The following is a 16,706-nucleotide window of genomic DNA, read 5'->3' as shown; positions in this document are numbered from 1 at the left end:
TCATCGATGGGTTGAACTGTACGCCTCAGGTGTTCAGAGAAAAACTACCCAGTCACGAACTGTCTGTTCCAGTTTTGGAAATAGTCAGCGGCCCACAAATGGGCGAGGGGCTCCCGTCCTTGCCGCGCAAAACAGGGTTTGGACAGGCACCGCAGGCCGGGGGTACGCATACCTAATTGACTCATCTAGGTGTAAATCCTGAGATTCTGGCGAAAATTAGTATGTGTATGGGTTTTCAAAGTATCAACTGAGCATCAGAGCATCGGTATCGTTCAGGCCATCAATGCCGCGATCCGACCGGCGTTGAATGGCAGATCCATACCAACTACGCAGGAGACGTTCCGATGCCCCGTTCCACCCGTCCACACACCCGCCTGGCCCTGGCCGTTGCTGCCCTGGCGGCATCGCTGTGCGGCGCCGCTGCGCATGCGCAGACCGAGCTCGTGATTGCCACCGTGAACAACGGCCACATGATCGAGATGCAGAAGCTTTCCAAGAACTTCGAGCAGGCCAACCCCGACATCAAGCTCAAGTGGGTCACGCTGGAGGAAGGTGTGCTGCGCCAGCGCGTCACCACCGACATCGCCACCAAGGGCGGCCAGTTCGACGTGATGACCATCGGCATGTACGAAGCCCCCATCTGGGGCAAGAAGGGCTGGCTGCAGGAGCTCAAGACCGACGCCGCCTACGATGTGGAAGACCTGCTGCCTGCGGTGCGCAATGGCCTGTCGATCGATGGCAAGCTGTTCGCTGCGCCTTTCTACGGCGAAAGCTCGATGCTGATGTACCGCAAGGACCTGGCCGACAAGGCTGGCGTGCAGGTGCCCGAGCGCCCCACCTGGCCCCAGATCAAGGACCTGGCTGCCAAGATCCACGACCCCAAGAACGGCGTGTACGGCATCTGCCTGCGCGGCAAGCCGGGCTGGGGTGACAACATGGCCTTTTTGACCACGCTGGTCAACACCTTCGGCGGCCAGTGGTTCGACATGCAGTGGAAGCCGCAGCTCGAATCCAAGCCCTGGAAGGATGCGATCACCTTCTACGTGGACCTGCTCAAGAACTACGGCCCCCCCGGCTCGTCGGCCAACAGCTTCAATGAAATCCTGGCGCTGACCAACTCGGGCAAGTGCGGCATGTGGATCGACGCGACCATCGCCGCCTCCTTCGTGAGCGATCCCAAGCAGTCCAAGGTCGCCGACCAGATGGCCTTTGCCCAGGCGCCCACCATGAACACGCCCAAGGGCGCCAACTGGCTGTGGTCCTGGAACCTGGCCATCCCCGCCGGTTCGAAGAAGGTGGACGCCGCGCAGAAGTTCATCACCTGGTCGACCAGCAAGGACTACGTGCAGCTCGTGGCCAAGACCAACGGTTGGGCCAACGTGCCCACCGGTACCCGCAAGAGCACCTACGCCAGCCCCGAGTTCCAGAAGGCAGCCCGCTTCGCCGCCGCTGAGAAGGTGGCCATCGACTCGGCCAACCCGACCGACTCCACCCTGCCCAAGAGCCCCTACGTGGGCGTGCAGTTCGCCGCGATCCCTGAGTTCCAGGCCATCGGCATCGCCGTGGGCCAGCAGATGAGCGCGGCCCTGGCAGGCAAGACCAGTGTGGATGCGGCGCTGAAGGCCAGCCAGGTCTCCGCCGACCGTGAAATGAAGAAGGGCGGCTACTACAAGTAAGCCGCTGGCCGGCCGCCGAGGCCTGATCGGGGCCCGCGACTCCTCGCTGCGCACAGGTGTGGCGGGGAGTTTCGGCCTCTCAGGGCCTTGGCACCGGCGTCTACCTTGTCTGGCGACGCCAGATTTCTCCCGGGATTCCCATGAACCGCCTGCTCCCCCGCCTGCTGCTCACGCCAGCCATGGCCACGCTCTTCCTGTGGATGATCGTGCCGCTGGTGATGACGATCTACTTCTCGCTGATCCGCTACAACCTGATGCAGCCAGACCAGACCGGCTTTGCCGGGCTGGAAAACTTCGAGTACTTCGTCACCGACCCTTCGTTCGGCACGGCGGTGGTCAACACGCTGCTGCTCTTGGGCAGCGTGATCCTCATCACGGTGGTGTTCGGCATCGCCATCGCGCTGCTCATCAACGAGCCGTTCGCGGGCCGGGGCATCGTGCGGGTGCTGCTGATCTCGCCCTTCTTCGTCATGCCCACGGTGAACGCGCTGATGTGGAAGAACATGATGATGAACCCCATCTACGGCGTGCTCGCCCAGGTGTGGATGTTCTTTGGCGCGCAGCCGGTGGACTGGCTCACCGACCACCCGCTGTTCTCGGTGATCGTCATGGTGTCCTGGCAGTGGCTGCCGTTCGCCACGCTGATCTTCATGACCTCGCTGCAGAGCATGAACCATGAGCAGCTGGAAGCCTCGCGCATGGACGGCGCCAACTACCTGCAGCAGCTGCGCTACCTCTACGTGCCGCACCTGGCGCGCTCGGTGGCGGTGGTGGTGATGATCGAGCTGATCTTTTTGCTCAGCATCTTTGCCGAGATCTACACCACCACGGGCGGTGGCCCGGGCGATGCGAGCACCAACGTCACCTTCCTGATCTTCAAGCAGGCGCTGCTCAACTTCGATGCGGGCGTGGCCTCGGCCGGTGCGCTGTTCGCGGTGGTGCTGGCCAATATTGCAGCGGTGTTCCTGATCCGCATGGTCGGCAAGAACCTCGATAAATAAAGACAAGAAGAAGGACCCCGACATGAGCACCCGACGCCGATCCTCCTACCCCCTGGGCCTCCTGGCCCTGCGCACCGTGGCCGCCTGGGGCGTGGCCCTGCTGCTGTTCTTCCCGCTGGCCTGGCTGCTGCTGACCGCGTTCAAGACCGAGCTGCAGGCCATTGCCGTGCCGCCGCTGTTCGTCTTCATGCCCACGCTGGAGAACTTCCACGAGGTGCAGGAGCGCAGCGACTACCTGCTGTACGCCAAGAACTCGGTCGTCACCAGCGTGCTCTCCACCGTGGTGGGCCTGCTGCTGGCGGCGCCCGCGGCCTACGCCATGGCCTTCTTCAAGGGCAAGTACACCAAGGACATCCTGATGTGGATGCTCTCCACCAAGATGATGCCTGCCGTGGGCGCGCTGGTGCCCATCTACGTGCTGGCGCAAAAGAGCCACCTGCTGGACACCCAACTGGCGCTGATCATCGTGTTCGCGCTGTCCAACCTGCCCATCATGGTGTGGATGCTGTATTCGCACTTCAAGGACATCCCGCGCGAGATCCTGGAGGCCGCGCGCATGGACGGCGCCACCCTGTGGCAGGAGGTGCGCCTGGTGCTGCTGCCCCTGGGCATGGGCGGCCTGGCCTCCACCGGCCTCCTGTGCCTGGTGCTGTCGTGGAACGAGGCCTTCTGGAGCCTGAACCTGAGCGCCGCCAAGGCCGGCACGCTGGCCACACTGATCGCGTCCTACTCCAGCCCCGAAGGCCTGTTCTGGGCCAAGCTGTCGGCCGCCTCGCTGATGGCGATTGCGCCCATCGTGGTCTTCGGCTGGTTCAGCCAGAAGCAGCTCGTCCAGGGCATGACCTTCGGCGCCGTGAAATAGCGCGCAGCCTCCCTTCCTACCGCAATCACGTCTTCAGGAAACCGATTCCATGGCCTATCTTCAACTGCGCGGCATCGAGAAATTCTTCGGCGAGCACCGCGCCATCAAGGGCATCGATCTCACCATCCAGCAGGGCGAGTTCATCGTCTTCGTCGGCCCCTCGGGCTGCGGCAAGTCCACGCTGCTGCGCCTGATCGCGGGGCTGGAAAACATCGACGGAGGCTCGCTCATGCTCGACGGCCGCGACATCACCGACCAGCCGTCGAGCAAGCGCGACCTGGCCATGGTGTTCCAGAGCTATGCGCTGTACCCGCACATGAGCGTGTACGAGAACATGAGCTTCGCGCTCAAGCTCGCCAAGGTCGACCCGGCCATCGTGCGCGAGAAGGTGGAGCGTGCCGCCGCCATCCTCAACCTCACGACCTACCTGGAGCGCACGCCCAAGGAGCTGTCGGGCGGGCAGCGCCAGCGCGTGGCCATCGGCCGCGCCATCGTGCGGGCGCCCAAGGTCTTTCTGTTCGACGAGCCGCTGTCCAACCTGGACGCGGCCCTGCGCGGCCAGACCCGGGTGGAGATCGCCAAGCTGCACCGCGACCTGGGCGCCACCACCATCTATGTGACGCACGACCAGGTGGAGGCCATGACCCTGGCCGACCGTGTGGTGGTTCTGCGCGACGGGCTCATCGAGCAGGTGGGCACGCCGCTGGAGCTGTACGACCGCCCGGCCAACCAGTTCGTGGCCCAGTTCATCGGTACGCCGCAGATGAACGTGGTGCCGCTGCAGAGGCTGCCCGCACCGGTGCAGCAGCAGGCCCCGGCAGGGGCCGCGGGCGGCTGCATCGGCCTGCGCCCGGAGAACGTGGCCGTGCTCGGCACGGGCGCCACGCCGGTGGGCGGGCAGGTGGACCTGGTCGAAGCGCTGGGGGCCGAGACGCTGATCTACGTGAGCACGCCCGGCGGCGCGCAGTTCGTCTCGCGCCAGAACGAGCGCACCGGCCTGCGCGCGGGCGATGCCGTGAGCCTGGACATCGATGCCTCGCAGGCGCACTGGTTCGACCAGGCGGGCCGTGTGGTTGCGGAGCAGGCCGCGTGATGGCCGTGCAGCCTTTGCAAGGCCAGGTGGCCGCCATCACGGGCGCGGCCTCGGGAATCGGTTTTGCCAGCGCCCAGGCCCTGGCGCAAGCCGGCGCGCGCGTGGTGCTGGTCGACCGCGATGAAGCGGCGCTGGCCAGGGCCTGCGCGGCCATCGGCGAGAACGCCTCGCCGCTGGTGCTGGACCTGCTCGACGCCAAGCAGTGCGCCAGCCTGCTCGAACGCACCTTGGCCATCGCGGGCCCGCTCGACGTCTTCCATGCCAACGCGGGGCTCTATGTCGGCGGTGACCTGGTCGACGCCGACCCCGACGCCATCGACCGCATGCTGCAGCTCAATGTCAACGTGGTGATGAAGAACGTGCACAACGTGCTGCCCCACATGATCGAGCGCGGCCGCGGCGACATCATCGTCACCAGTTCGCTGGCCGCGCATTTCCCCACGCCGTGGGAGCCGGTCTACGCCTCGTCCAAGTGGGCCGTGAACTGCTTCGTGCAGACCGTGCGCCGCCAGGTGTTCAAGCACGGCATCCGCGTGGGCTCCATCTCGCCGGGCCCGGTCATCACTTCGCTGCTGGCCGACTGGCCGGCCGAGAAGCTCGCAGAGGCCAAGGCCAGCGGCAGCCTCATCGAGGCCGCCGAGGTGGCCGAGGTGGTGCTGTTCATGCTCACCCGACCGCGCGGCATGACCATCCGCGACGTGGTGATGATGCCCACCAATTTCGATCTCTGAGATCCCCCTTTTTTCGCATCCACGCACCATGAATTTCATCCTGCACCTGGGCCTGGGCTCGTTCCACCGCGCCCACCAGGCCGTCTATGTCCACCAGCTGCGCCAGCAGGGCGATACGCGTTGGGCCATTGCGGGGGGCAACCTGCGCCCCGACATGGCCGAGACCATTGCCGCGCTGCAGGCCCAGGGCGGGCGCTACACGCTGGAGACCGTCACGCCCCAGGGTGAGCGCAGCTACACCCGCATCGAATCCATCGAGCGCATCATCCCCTACCAGGACGACCTGGCCCCGCTGATCGCGGCCGGTGCCGACGCCGCCACGCGCATCATCTCGTTCACCGTGACCGAGGCCGGCTACTACCTGGATGCCGCCAACCAGCTCGACTGGGCGAACTTTTCGGACCTGCGCGCCGACCTCGCGGCGGTGCAGGCCGGCCAGGCGGGGCACACCATTTATGGCGGCCTGGTGAGCATCCTGCGCGCGCGCATGGCCGCTGGCGCCGGCCCCGTGACGCTGATGAACTGCGACAACCTGCGCCACAACGGCGACCGCTCGCGCGGCGGCCTGCTGCAGTTCATCGACGCGCTGGGCGACGCCGCGCTCAAGGCCTGGGTGCAGGAGCACACCAGCAGCCCCAACGCCATGGTCGACCGCATCACGCCGCGCCCCACGCCCGACGTGGCCGAGCGCGTGAAGGCCGCCACCGGCTGGGACGACCAGGCCGCCCTGATGGGCGAGAGCTTCATCCAGTGGGTGATCGAGGACCGCTTCATCGCCGGGCGGCCCGCATGGGAGCAGGTCGGCGTGGAGATGGTGGACTCGGTGCAGGCCTACGAGGAGGCCAAGATCCGTTTGCTCAACGCCACCCACAGCTGCATTGCCTGGGCGGGCACCTTGGCGGGCTACCAGTACATCCACGAAGGTACGCACGACGCCGCGATCCGCCAGATGGCCTACGACTACGTGACCGACGATGCGATTCCTGTGCTGCTGCCGTGCCCCATCGACCTGGAGCGCTACCGCGACGTGGTGCTCGACCGCTTCGGCAACCCCGCCATCGCGGACACCAACCAGCGCGTGGCCATGGACGCCTTCTCCAAGATCCCCGGCATGATCGCGCCGACCATCCGCGACAAGCTGGCGCGCAATGGCTCGTTCGACAGCGTGGCCATGTTGCCGGCGTTGTTCCTGGCCTACCTGCAGCGCTGGCATGCCGGTCAGATCCCCTACGCCTACCAGGACCAGGCCATGGACCCGGCCGTGGCCCATGCCATCTGCGAGGCTGCCGACCCCGTTGCCGCCTATGCCGCGGATGCGACCCTGTGGGGCGAGATGGCCTCGGACCCGCGCCTGGTTGCCGCGCTGCGCCAGGCCTTCGCCCTGGTGCAGGCCTTTGTGGCCGAGCGTGCAAAATCACAGGAGTAGCCTGCCCCCAGGAACGACGCCATGACCGTGAAGACAACGCCTGTCTCCCCGCGCCAGACCAAGCCGGAGCTGGAGCATGACTATGTGCGCTCGCCCGAGCTGGGCTACGAGCCGCCAGAGACCGCGGGCTTCATCCGCTGCCTGTCGCATGGCTTTCCCACGCCGCTGGCGCGCTGGCATTACCACGATGAATACGAGCTGCACCTGATCACCGCCACCTCGGGCAAGGTCTTCGTGGGCGACTGGATCGGCCAGTTCCAGCCGGGCCACCTGGTGCTGACCGGGCCGCGCCTGCCGCACAACTGGATCAGCATGGACCTGCCCGAGGGCGGCGTGCCGCTGCGCGACCTGGTGATCCAGTTCTCGCACGCCCCCCTGGTGGCCAGCAGCGAGCACATTCCCGAGCTGCGCGAGGTGCTGCCGCTGCTGGAGCGTGCGCGCCACGGCATCGAGTTCTTCGGCATGCACGCGCAGGCGGCAGAGCACTGGCACCGCATCAAGTCGCGCCAGGGGCTGGCGCGCTTCGGCGCCTTCTGCGAGTTCCTGAGCGAGCTGGCCCAGTGCACGGACTTCCGTTTGCTGTCGAGCACGCAGCTGCAAAGCGAGGACAACGACACCCAGCTTGACCAGATCAACGCCATCGTGAGCCGCATCACCGACCACCTGGCGGAGCCCCTGTCGGCGGCCGACCTGGCGCAGGAGCTGGGCATGACCGAGAGCCGCTTCTCGCGCTTCTTCCGCCGGGCCACCGGCAACACCTTCACCGACTTCGTGAACCTGGTGCGCGTGAACCGCGCCTGCCAGCTGCTCATGGAGTCCGAGCGCTACATCACCCACATCGCCTACGACGTGGGCTTCAACAACATGGCCAACTTCAACCGCCGCTTCCTGGACATCAAGGGCATGACGCCCAGCGAATACCGCAAGCAGGGGGCCGGCCGCTTCGGAGGCAAGGCGTGACCGAGATTCGCCCGCTGCTTCAGGACTAGTGCATGTACCTTGGAATCGATCTGGGCACCTCGGGTGTCAAATTGCTGTTGCTGGGCGAGGACCATCAGGTGCATGCTGTGGCCGATGCACCCGTTGCCCTGCAGCGTCCCCAGCCCGGCTGGAGCGAACAGCACCCCGCCCACTGGCTGGCAGCGACCGAGGCCGCCGTGGCGCAGCTGCGCGCGCAGGCACCCCAGGCCTGGGCCCAGGTGCGTGGCGTGGGCCTGTCGGGCCACATGCATGGCGCCGTGGTGCTGGGCGCGCAGGGCGAGGTGCTGCGCCCGGCCATCCTCTGGAACGATGGGCGCGCCGCCGCCGAGTGCGCCGCGCTGGAGCAGACTGTGCCTGCGTCGCGCCAGATCACCGGCAACCTGGCCATGCCTGGTTTCACCGCGCCCAAGCTGCTGTGGCTGCGCACGCACGAGCCCGAGGTCTTTGCACGCACGCGCAGCGTGCTGCTGCCCAAGGACTGGCTGCGCCTGCAGCTCACGGGCGATGCGATGAGCGACATGTCCGACGCATCGGGCACCCTGTGGCTGGACGTGGCCCGGCGCGACTGGAGCGACACTCTGCTGGCCGCCTGTGGCCTGACCCGCGCCCACATGCCGCGCCTGGCCGAGGGCAGCGATGCCACCGGCGTGCTGCGCGCCGATGTGGCTGCCCGCTGGGGCCTGCCTGCGGGTGTGGTGGTGGCCGGCGGCGGTGGCGACAACGCGGCCAGCGCGGTGGGCGTGGGCGCGCGACAGGCGGGGCAGGGCTTCGTCTCGCTGGGCACCTCGGGTGTGGTTTTCAAGGTGTCCGAGCGGTTCGCGCCGGCCACCGAGAGCGCCGTGCACGCTTTCGCCCATGCACTGCCCGGCCGCTGGCACCAGATGTCCGTCATGCTCAGCGCGGCCAGTGCCTTCGGCTGGCTGGCGCGCATCACCGGCCAGAGCGAGGCGCAGCTGTCTGCCGCGGTGCAGGGGGTGGACTTGGCGCGCCATGCGCAGGCGCCGATCTTTTTGCCCTATCTGAGCGGCGAGCGCACGCCCCACAACAATGCAGCGGCCACCGGCGTCTTCATGGGCCTGCGCGCCGAGCACGATGCCATCGACATGGCCTGCGCTGTGATGGAGGGCGTGGGCTTCGGCCTCATGGACGGACTGCAGGCCATGCAGGCGGCGGCTGGCGAAGGCGGGGGCTCAGCCGCGCCGCTGGCCCTGGTGGGCGGCGGTGCGCGCAGCGATGCCTGGGCCCAGATGCTGGCCAGCGGCCTGGGCTGCGTGCTCGAGCGGCCCGAAGGTGCCCATGCCGCAGCCGCCCTGGGCGCTGCGCGCCTGGCTGCCTTGGCCTGCGGTGGCGATGAAGCGCAGTGGTGCCAGCGCTTGCCAGCCGAGGCCCGCTTTGTTCCCGACGCAGCCCAGCAGGCCCTGCTGCACGAGCGCCACGCGCGCTTCAAGGCGCTGTACCCTGCGCTGTTGTCCCATTTCTGAACCCTTTCTCGTCTTTCGCCCATGTCCACACATTCCCCTGTGCAGGTCGCCATTGCCGGCGAAGCGCTGATCGACCTCATCCGCCGTGCCGATGGCAACTACGAGCCCTGCCTGGGCGGTGCGCTCTACAACCTGGGCCGTGCGCTCGCACGCCAGGGCGTGGGCGCGCAGTACCTCAACCCCTTGTCGCGCGACCGCTTTGGCCGGGAGCTCGCGGCGCAGCTGGCGGCCGACGGCGTGCAACTGGCCCTGCCCACGCCCGTGGGCGAGGTCACCTCGCTGGCGGTGGTCAACCTCACCGAGCATGGCCACCCCGACTACGCCTTTTACCGCGAGGGCGTGGCCGACCGCGCCGTGACCGCCGAGGGCCTGAACGCGGCCTGCGCGAATGTCTCCGGCCTGCAACTGGTCTGCACCGGCGCCCTGGCCCTGGACGCGCGCGATGCCGCCATCTACCTGCCCTGGCTGCAGGCCCAGCGCGTGGCCGGCCGCTGCGTGGTGGTGGATGCGAACCTGCGCCCTTCCGTCATGCCCGATCTGCCGGCCTACCGCGCCCAGGTGCATGCGGCCCTGGCCGAGGCCCACATCATCAAGGCCAGCGACGAGGATCTGGACCACCTGCAGGTGCCCGGTGCCGACCCGCTGGCCCGCGCGCGCCACCTGCTGGCCGCCAACCCGCGTGCCCGCCTCATGGCATTGACGCTGGGCGGCGAGGGTGCCTGGTTGCTGCAGCAAGGAGCAGCCGGCAGCCAATGGTTCGCCAAGGAGGCGAAACCCCTGACCGTGGTCGATACCGTGGGCGCAGGCGACAGCTTTCTCGCGGGCCTGCTCGCGTACCTGCTGCGCGCACAGGCGCAGCAGGCCAGCCTGGCACCCACCGGCATGGCGGACTTCATCGCAGCCCTGCCTGCTGCCTCCTACCAGCAGGCCCTGCGCCACGCCCTGGCCAGCGCCAGCCTGTGCGTGCAGGAGCGGGGTTGCGTACCGCCCAGCTGGCAGGCCGCGCAGGACTGGGCTGCCGCACACCCGGCGCAGCAGGGCTGATACGGATTCGCCTTCAACCGTCTAACGTCGTTGGTTCGCCTTGCCGTGCTACAGCACTGTCTGCGGCTTCCCGCCTAGTTATACGGTCGAACGCAAATCCGTACGAGACGCTCAGCCCTCCGTGCTCACCCGGTTCCCCCGGTTGTCCACCATCTCCAGAATCCACCACTGCACCTGGTCGGCCTCGATGAAGCGCATGTGCGAGGCGATGTCCACCAGCAGGCCTGCATCCAGGTCGAGCAGCTTTTCTGCATAGGCCACCAGGTCGTCGGCGCGCTCGATGAACTCGAAGCCGTCGTGGTCGAACTCGAACACCTTGCCGGCCTCGTCGCCCTCCAGCACCATGAGGATGTAGTTGCCGGTGCGCGGGCTCTCGCCAATGGCGGTGCAATGGGCTATCCACTCGGGCAGGATCTCGGCGCGCTCCTCGTCGTCCAGGTGCTCGATCCAGTCGTTGAAGTCGTCGTGCAGCGATGCCCATTCGTCGGGATGCGCGATGTGTTTGGCCCCATCGCCGGTGACGGCATCCACGTAGAACAGGATGCTGCCGAAGGTGCCGTAGAACTCGGCCAGACGGCCCACGGCGGGCAGGCCGGCGTTGTCGCCGGGCGGGGTCACCGTATGGGCAAAGTGCACGGTCTTGGTTTGCTGCGGCTGGTGGTTGATCCGCTCGCAGGTGAATTCACCGCGGTGCGCGGTGATGGCGTGGTACAGGTCGGGGAGGTGCATGGTTTTACCGTTGTGCAGGACGGACCATGACAGTGTAGGGCGCGCCCGTCACCGGCTCCAGGTGCGAGGCCAGCGCATGAAACCCCATGCGCCCATAAAAACTTTCGTTGCGTGGCGAAAACGTCTCCAGGTAGCAGGCCACCCCGGCCTCGTCGGCCGAGGCCAGCGCCGGGGCCAGCAGGCGAGCGCCCAGGCCCTGCCCTTGCGCCGCCGGATCGATCCCCAGGATGGACAGGTACCAGGCGCCCTGCAGCTCGGCGCCGCTGGCGCGCGGGCCCATGAAGGCGATGATGCGGTGGTAGTTGTCCATGCCTTGGGGGCCCAGCACGGTCTGCAAGTAGGCCAGCTTGGCCTGCGCATCGGCCTGCTCGGCATCGGCAGGGCGTGGCAGGCTCCAGATGGCCATGCCCAGGCGCGGGTCCTCGGGCACATGGCACAGGCCGCCGCGCTGCGCCTCGCGCACGGCGCAGTCCAGGTAGTGCTGCAGCACCGTGAGGCGCGCAGCCGCATCGTGCGCGAAGTCGATGGTGATGGCCTGGTAGAACGGGTCGTCGATCAGCGATGCCGCCAGGGCGGGCGTGGAGGGGTGTAGCGAGGAGGTGGGCAACAGCATGGGCGCGGACCTTACCAGACCCGCGCCCGGCCCCACATCACGAGCCCGGCTGCGTGTACGCCTCTTCGAAGAAATAGTCCTTCCACGAGGCGGCCTTGTTCTTGAGCACGCCGAGCTTTTCCAGCTCGTTCGCATAGACGAAGCTGCGGTGCGGCGACACGGTGAAGTCGTTCTCCGGGTCTTCCACGATCTTGCGCACCAGCTCGGGCGCGAGTTTCGATTTCTGCACGCGGATGAAGATCTCGGCAGCCTTGGCCTTGTCGGCCTTGATGATCTGCGCGGCTTCCACCAGCGCGTTGTAGAACGCCTTGTAGGTCTTGGGGTTCTCGTCGTGGAACTTCTGCGTGGTGTAGAGCACGTTGAACGTGGCCGGGCCGCCCAGGATGTCGTAGGAACTGATGAGCTTGCGGATGTTGGGGTTGGCGGCCAGGGCCTGGTAGTAGAACGGTGCGCTGGAGAAATGCGTGTTGATCTCCGAGCCGCCCGCGATCAGCGCGGCCGTGGCCTCGGGGTGGGGCAGGCTCACCGAGATCTTGTCGAAGCGCTTGAAGTCGTCCTTGCCGAAGACGCGTGCCGTTTCGATCTGCAAGGTGCGCGACTGAAAGCCCACGCCCGCGGCGGGGACGGCGATGCGGTCCTTCTCCCCCAGGTCCTTCAAGGTCTTGACGCTGGGGCTGTTGGTCAGCAGGTAGTTGGGCAGCGAGCCCAGCGCCGCCACGGCCTTCACGTTCTGCTTGCCGCGCGTGCGGTCCCACAGTGTGAGCATGGGCGGCACGCCGGCGGACACCACGTCCAGCGAGCCGGCCAGCAGGGCCTCGTTCATCGCCGTGGCGCCCGAGATGGCGGCCCACTCCACCTGCACATCCAGGCCCTGTTGTTTGCCGTGCTTTTCGATGAGTTGCTGGTCGCGCACCACGTCCAGGATCAGGTAGCCGATGCCGAACTGCTGCGCAATGCTGATCTTGCCCTCGGCCTGGGCCATCAGCGGCGCCAGGCCCAGCAGCGTCGCCCCCGCCAGGGTGCGCCAGCGCTGTCCCTTTTTGCCATCCCGTCCTGACATTCCTTTTTCCCCTTGCGTTCGTTGATCGTCACCGCAACCACCGGTGGTGGTGCAGTGCAGGGGTCGAACTCTAGGGGGAAGGCGTGTGCGGGGGAACGAAGCAATCGTGGGTTCCTAAGAACCAACTCATCTATGGGCGTGGCTGCGGGTGGTAGTGCAGGTGCAGCGCACGCCAGCCCTGTGCGGAGCGTTGCCAGAGTTCGGTGAACAGCACGGGGGGATGCTCACCGCGCGGCGTGGCGATGCGGCCCAGGCCGCGCGCCGACACGATGCCTTCGCTGACCGCCTGCAGCTCCAGTTGCGCGTCCAGTGTGCGGCTGCCCGCCGGGAACCAGCGGCCCGCGCGGACGGCGCTGGCAATGCCGGCCAGGCGCTCAGCGCCGGCCTCGATGCCGGCTTCACTCACGACGAAGAAGGAGGCGTCTTCCAGTTCGGCCAGCCGCCGCGTGTCGCCGGCCACATAGGCTTCATACCATTGCGTGCGCGTTGCGCGCAGTTCTTCCAGATGCAGCACCGCTGTCTTCTCCCTTGGTCATTGTCCGGACGATGGTAGCGGTGAACATGGCACGCACCGAGCGCGTTACGTGGTGTTGCCGCGGGCGCCTTGCCGCGCTGCGGGGTGGGCCGGCCGGGCCAGGCCCAGGTGCTCGCGCAGCGTGCGGCCCTGGTACTCCGTGCGGAACAGGCCGCGGCGCTGCAGCTCGGGGATCACCAGGTCGGCAAAGTCCGTGAGGCCGTGGGGCAGGGTGGGCGCCAGCACGTTGAAGCCGTCGGCGGCGCCGGTGGTGAACCAGTGCTCCAGTTCGTCGGCGATGGATTCGGGCGTGCCCACGAGGGTCCAGTGCCCGCGCGCGCCCGCGACCTTTTCATAGAGCTGGCGGATGGACAGGTTCTCGCGCCGCGCCATGCCTTCGAACAGCTCCTGCCGGCTCTTCCAGCCTTCGGTCACCGGCAGGTCCTGCGGAAACGGCCCGTCGATGTCGTACCCCGACAGGTCCACATTGCCCAGGAAGGTCGAGAGCAGGCCCACGCCCAGCACCGGGTCGATCAGCCCCTGCAACTGGTCGAACTTGTCCTGCGCCTCCTGCCGCGTGCGCCCCACGAAGGGCGAGATGCCGGGCAGGATCTTGAGCTGGTCGGGCGTGCGGCCGTAGGCGGGCAGCCGGGCCTTGAGGCCGTTGTAGAAGGCGCGTGCCTCGGCCGCGCTCTGCTGTGCGGTAAAGACCACCTCGGCCGTGGCGGCCGCCAGGTCCTGCCCATCGCCCGAGGAGCCGGCCTGCACCAGCACCGGGTAGCCCTGCGGGGCGCGCGGCGTCTGCAGGCCGCCATGCACCTGGTAGTGCTCGCCCGAGTGGGCCACGCGGTGCAGCCGGGCGGGGTCGAAGAAGCGGTTGGCGGCCTTGTCGTGGATGAAGGCTTCGTCCTCCCAGGTGTCCCACAGGCCCTTGACGATCTTCACGTACTCGTGCGCCCGGGCATAGCGGTGGGCGTGGGCGAGTTGCTGCTCCAGCCCGAAGGCACGCGCCTCGAAGTCGCTGCCCGAAGTGACCAGGTTCCAGCCGCTGCGCCCGCCGCTCACCTGGTCCAGCGAGGCGTACTTGCGCGCCAGGTGGTAGGGCGGCAGGTAGGTGGACGACACCGTGGCCACCAGGCCGATGTGCGTGGTGGACTGCGACAGTGCTGCCAGGGCGATGAGCGGATCGAGCGGGTACCACAGCGCATTCTTGGTCACTACCGCGTCGGGTGGGCCGGGCAGCCCCACGTTGTCGGCGAAGAAGATGGCGTCGAACTTGGCGGCTTCGGCAATGCGTGTCCATTCACGGAGCGATTCGATGCGGCTGGCGGCACCGGGGTCCACATCGGGGTGGCGCCAGGCGGCCAGATGGTGGCCGACGCCGAAGAAAAAGGCACCGAGGTGCATCTGGGGGCGGGGAGAGGTCATGCGGATCGAAAAACGGTGGGCGGTATCACCAGGAATGCGCCAGCAGCGGGGTCGGCAAGGGTGCGCATGCCCCTTGCAATGCCCTGCGGCGCACCCGCTGGCGCACATAGCCATGGGGTGCGCGCCGCACCAGGGCTGCAGGCGAGGGTGGTGCAATCCCCCAGGCCTTGGCCGTCAGTGCCAGGACGCGCTCGGCAAGTGCATTGGGCAGGGCAGCGGTTGTGTGTTTCATCATGCGCCTCCGCCCGCTGTGGAGGCCAGGAAGCCGGCAATCAGTGCAATGGCGCATGCCACGACCAGGCCCACGGCGAGGTGGCGCAGCACTTTCCAGAAAGCGCCATCGGGTGGGGTCAGGTCGAGGTCCTCGGTGGTCACGGGCAGCAGCATGTCGAGGCTCCTTGGGGTGTTCATGGGGCGGATCGCTGGATGGATGCCGGTGGCCGTGGAATGCCGCCATTGTCCCGAAGCAGGGGTTGGCGGAGAACGACTTTCGCGTCAGTTGCATATCACCAAAACAACCGAGGGCCCTGCGGGCCCCGTGGCGCATCCATCCATGACCGCGCCTGGCCATTGTGGGCAGGCGCTGCGCGCATTCCAACGAAGGAATGCGAGTTTGCAGATGCGCTTTCCGTGCAGGCGGGCGCCGGTGCTCAGTGCGGTGCCGCCAGGGCCGGCAGGAACTCCACGCCCGTGCGTTTGACCAGCTCCTGGTAGCTGATGGGCGGCCCGGCCCGCTCGTCCGGGCGGTTGGCCTGCCAATGCGCCCAGGCACGCTGGGTGGTGGCGTCGTACACCAGCTTGAACAGGTGCGTGGGCACATGGACCTGGTTCGCGCCGATGGTCGGGCCGCCTGTCGCGAAGACCGGGCCGGTGATCACGTACACATCACCGCGGGCGCGTTGCGCATAGCGCCGCGTGTCCTGCTCGATGCGGGCCCAGGGGCCGCCGTTCTGCTTGGGGTCCTGCGGCACCATGTTGGCCAGCGAGAAGCTTTGTGCCATGGCCGTGGGCGTGTCCATGTCCGCCGCCGGGGCCATGTGGCCGCGGCTGTAGCCCGAGCGCTTGTAGTCGTCGAGCTCGGCGCGCTCGCTGCGCGGCAGCCGTGCGTCCGCAAAGAACTTGTCGGAGCGCTTTTCGTGGGCCCCTTCCAGCACCTGGCGGTTCAGGCGCTGGGCCACGTAGACCGGGGTGCGCGTCTGGCCACTGTGCAGCACGGCAAAGGCTTCGTAGCACAACTCGCGCTGCTGGGCGCGGCGCGGTACCGGCGGCGGCTTGCCGCCCACGAAGAACTGCGGGCAATGCACGAAGCCGGTGGGCGGTGCGCTGCGCAGGCCGGGGAGGCTGTCGAGAAACGTGGAGGAGGGGTTGCGGGCGAAAGAGGGGGCGGCGCCCAGGGCCAATGCCATGGCCGCCGTGGCCACGCGCATGGCGCGCGGCCAGGAAGAATGCAAATTCAAAACGCGGTGTCAAAAAGCGAAAAAAGGCGCTGATTGAACCACCGCTGCAGGCCTGTTTTGGCCCTACGGGCCGTAATGCCGCAAGGTTTTTCTGCCGCTTGCAGCGTTTACGTTTGGAGGCAGGAAAGCGGGCCCGTCAAAGCTCTTTCGCATACACGATGAAGCCGTGGTGTTTGGCCACCTTGTCGTACAGCACACGCCCTGCGGCATTGCCCTCCTGCGTCTGCCAGTACACACGCGACGAGCCGGCTGCGCGCGCCTGCCCGTACACCGCTTCGATCAGCATGCGTCCCACGCCGCGGCCACGTGCCGCTTCGCGGGTGAACAGGTCGCTCAGGTAGCACACGGGCTCGATGCGCGTCATGCTGCGGTGGTAGAGGTAGTGGGTCAGGCCCAGCAGGGTGCCGTTGCTGCCTTCACCCTCTTGGGCCACCAGGCAGTGCACCGGCTCGGCGGGATCGAGGAAGCGTTGCCAGGTGCTCGCGGTGATGTGCTCGGGCAGTGCGGTGGCGCCAAAGCGCCCGTAGAAGGCGTTGTAGCCGTCCCAGAGCGGGCGCCATGCTGCATAGTCACTCGCTGTGACGGGACGGACGTTCACGGAGGTCGCCAT

18 protein-coding genes are annotated in these 16,706 nt (G+C 67.3%); 9 read left to right on the top strand and 9 right to left on the bottom strand.

The genetic code is table 11. The features are described from left to right. Window positions 1-344 precede the first annotated feature (344 nt). The 9 genes from AC3WOH_RS16795 (at window position 345) to AC3WOH_RS16755 (ending at window position 10,295) form a co-directional block, all read left to right on the top strand. The gene (locus AC3WOH_RS16795) at window positions 345-1,676 is read left to right on the top strand and encodes an ABC transporter substrate-binding protein (RefSeq protein WP_492230438.1); all 1,332 of its coding nucleotides are present in this window, start codon (window positions 345-347) and stop codon (window positions 1,674-1,676) included. A gap of 140 nt (window positions 1,677-1,816) precedes the next feature. After that, window positions 1,817-2,677, top strand: coding sequence for a carbohydrate ABC transporter permease (locus tag AC3WOH_RS16790; protein ID WP_492230437.1), 861 nt, complete (start codon window positions 1,817-1,819; stop codon window positions 2,675-2,677). A 22-nt stretch (window positions 2,678-2,699) separates the two neighbouring features. Beyond that, the gene (locus AC3WOH_RS16785; RefSeq protein WP_492230436.1) at window positions 2,700-3,539 is read left to right on the top strand and encodes a carbohydrate ABC transporter permease; all 840 of its coding nucleotides are present in this window, start codon (window positions 2,700-2,702) and stop codon (window positions 3,537-3,539) included. A 49-nt stretch (window positions 3,540-3,588) separates the two neighbouring features. Further along, window positions 3,589-4,632, top strand: coding sequence for an ABC transporter ATP-binding protein (locus AC3WOH_RS16780; protein ID WP_492230435.1), 1,044 nt, complete (start codon window positions 3,589-3,591; stop codon window positions 4,630-4,632). Then, window positions 4,632-5,363 (top strand): SDR family oxidoreductase, encoded by a 732-nt coding sequence (locus AC3WOH_RS16775; protein WP_492230434.1) that lies wholly within the window; start codon window positions 4,632-4,634, stop codon window positions 5,361-5,363. Before AC3WOH_RS16780 ends, AC3WOH_RS16775 begins: the two co-directional genes overlap by 1 nt. 28 nt (window positions 5,364-5,391) lie before the next feature. Continuing rightward, window positions 5,392-6,789: a D-arabinitol 4-dehydrogenase gene (gene dalD, locus AC3WOH_RS16770; RefSeq protein WP_492230433.1), complete on the top strand. Its 1,398-nt coding sequence runs from the start codon at window positions 5,392-5,394 to the stop codon at window positions 6,787-6,789. Between the two features lie 21 nt (window positions 6,790-6,810). Continuing rightward, complete coding sequence (locus AC3WOH_RS16765; RefSeq protein ID WP_492230432.1) at window positions 6,811-7,749, top strand: AraC family transcriptional regulator; 939 nt, start codon at window positions 6,811-6,813, stop codon at window positions 7,747-7,749. Between the two features lie 32 nt (window positions 7,750-7,781). Then, entirely contained in the window at window positions 7,782-9,251 is a 1,470-nt protein-coding gene (xylB, locus tag AC3WOH_RS16760) for a xylulokinase (protein ID WP_492230431.1), read from the top strand. A gap of 21 nt (window positions 9,252-9,272) precedes the next feature. Next, window positions 9,273-10,295: a PfkB family carbohydrate kinase gene (locus AC3WOH_RS16755; RefSeq protein ID WP_492230430.1), complete on the top strand. Its 1,023-nt coding sequence runs from the start codon at window positions 9,273-9,275 to the stop codon at window positions 10,293-10,295. Between the two features lie 111 nt (window positions 10,296-10,406). Here the strand turns inward: AC3WOH_RS16755 and AC3WOH_RS16750 are convergent, their stop codons facing one another. From AC3WOH_RS16750 to AC3WOH_RS16710, 9 genes are all read right to left on the bottom strand, one after another. Further along, window positions 10,407-11,024, bottom strand: coding sequence for an SMI1/KNR4 family protein (locus tag AC3WOH_RS16750; RefSeq protein WP_492230429.1), 618 nt, complete (start codon window positions 11,022-11,024; stop codon window positions 10,407-10,409). Window positions 11,025-11,028: 4 nt separating this feature from the next. Next, the gene (locus AC3WOH_RS16745) at window positions 11,029-11,637 is read right to left on the bottom strand and encodes a GNAT family N-acetyltransferase (protein ID WP_492230428.1); all 609 of its coding nucleotides are present in this window, start codon (window positions 11,635-11,637) and stop codon (window positions 11,029-11,031) included. Window positions 11,638-11,674: 37 nt separating this feature from the next. Then, a complete protein-coding gene (locus AC3WOH_RS16740) occupies window positions 11,675-12,697 on the bottom strand; it encodes an ABC transporter substrate-binding protein (protein WP_492230427.1) in 1,023 nt (340 codons plus the stop codon). Between the two features lie 130 nt (window positions 12,698-12,827). Further along, complete coding sequence (locus AC3WOH_RS16735; protein WP_492230426.1) at window positions 12,828-13,211, bottom strand: DUF4440 domain-containing protein; 384 nt, start codon at window positions 13,209-13,211, stop codon at window positions 12,828-12,830. Between the two features lie 66 nt (window positions 13,212-13,277). Beyond that, on the bottom strand, window positions 13,278-14,639 hold the full coding sequence (locus tag AC3WOH_RS16730) for an LLM class flavin-dependent oxidoreductase (protein WP_492230425.1): 1,362 nt from the start codon (window positions 14,637-14,639) through the stop codon (window positions 13,278-13,280). Between the two features lie 25 nt (window positions 14,640-14,664). After that, window positions 14,665-14,871, bottom strand: coding sequence for a hypothetical protein (locus AC3WOH_RS16725; protein WP_492230424.1), 207 nt, complete (start codon window positions 14,869-14,871; stop codon window positions 14,665-14,667). Then, entirely contained in the window at window positions 14,871-15,050 is a 180-nt protein-coding gene (locus AC3WOH_RS16720; protein ID WP_492230423.1) for a hypothetical protein, read from the bottom strand. Before AC3WOH_RS16720 ends, AC3WOH_RS16725 begins: the two co-directional genes overlap by 1 nt. Before the next feature lie 239 nt (window positions 15,051-15,289). Then, window positions 15,290-16,066 (bottom strand): DNA/RNA non-specific endonuclease, encoded by a 777-nt coding sequence (locus tag AC3WOH_RS16715; RefSeq protein ID WP_492230442.1) that lies wholly within the window; start codon window positions 16,064-16,066, stop codon window positions 15,290-15,292. A 166-nt stretch (window positions 16,067-16,232) separates the two neighbouring features. After that, window positions 16,233-16,706, bottom strand: coding sequence for a GNAT family N-acetyltransferase (locus AC3WOH_RS16710; RefSeq protein WP_492230422.1), 474 nt, complete (start codon window positions 16,704-16,706; stop codon window positions 16,233-16,235).

The sequence above is a fragment of the Acidovorax sp. FW305-C-20-28 genome, from assembly GCF_058783375.1.
The sequence above is the reverse complement of the archived record's forward strand: the minus strand, read 5'-3'. Positions and strand labels throughout refer to the sequence as shown.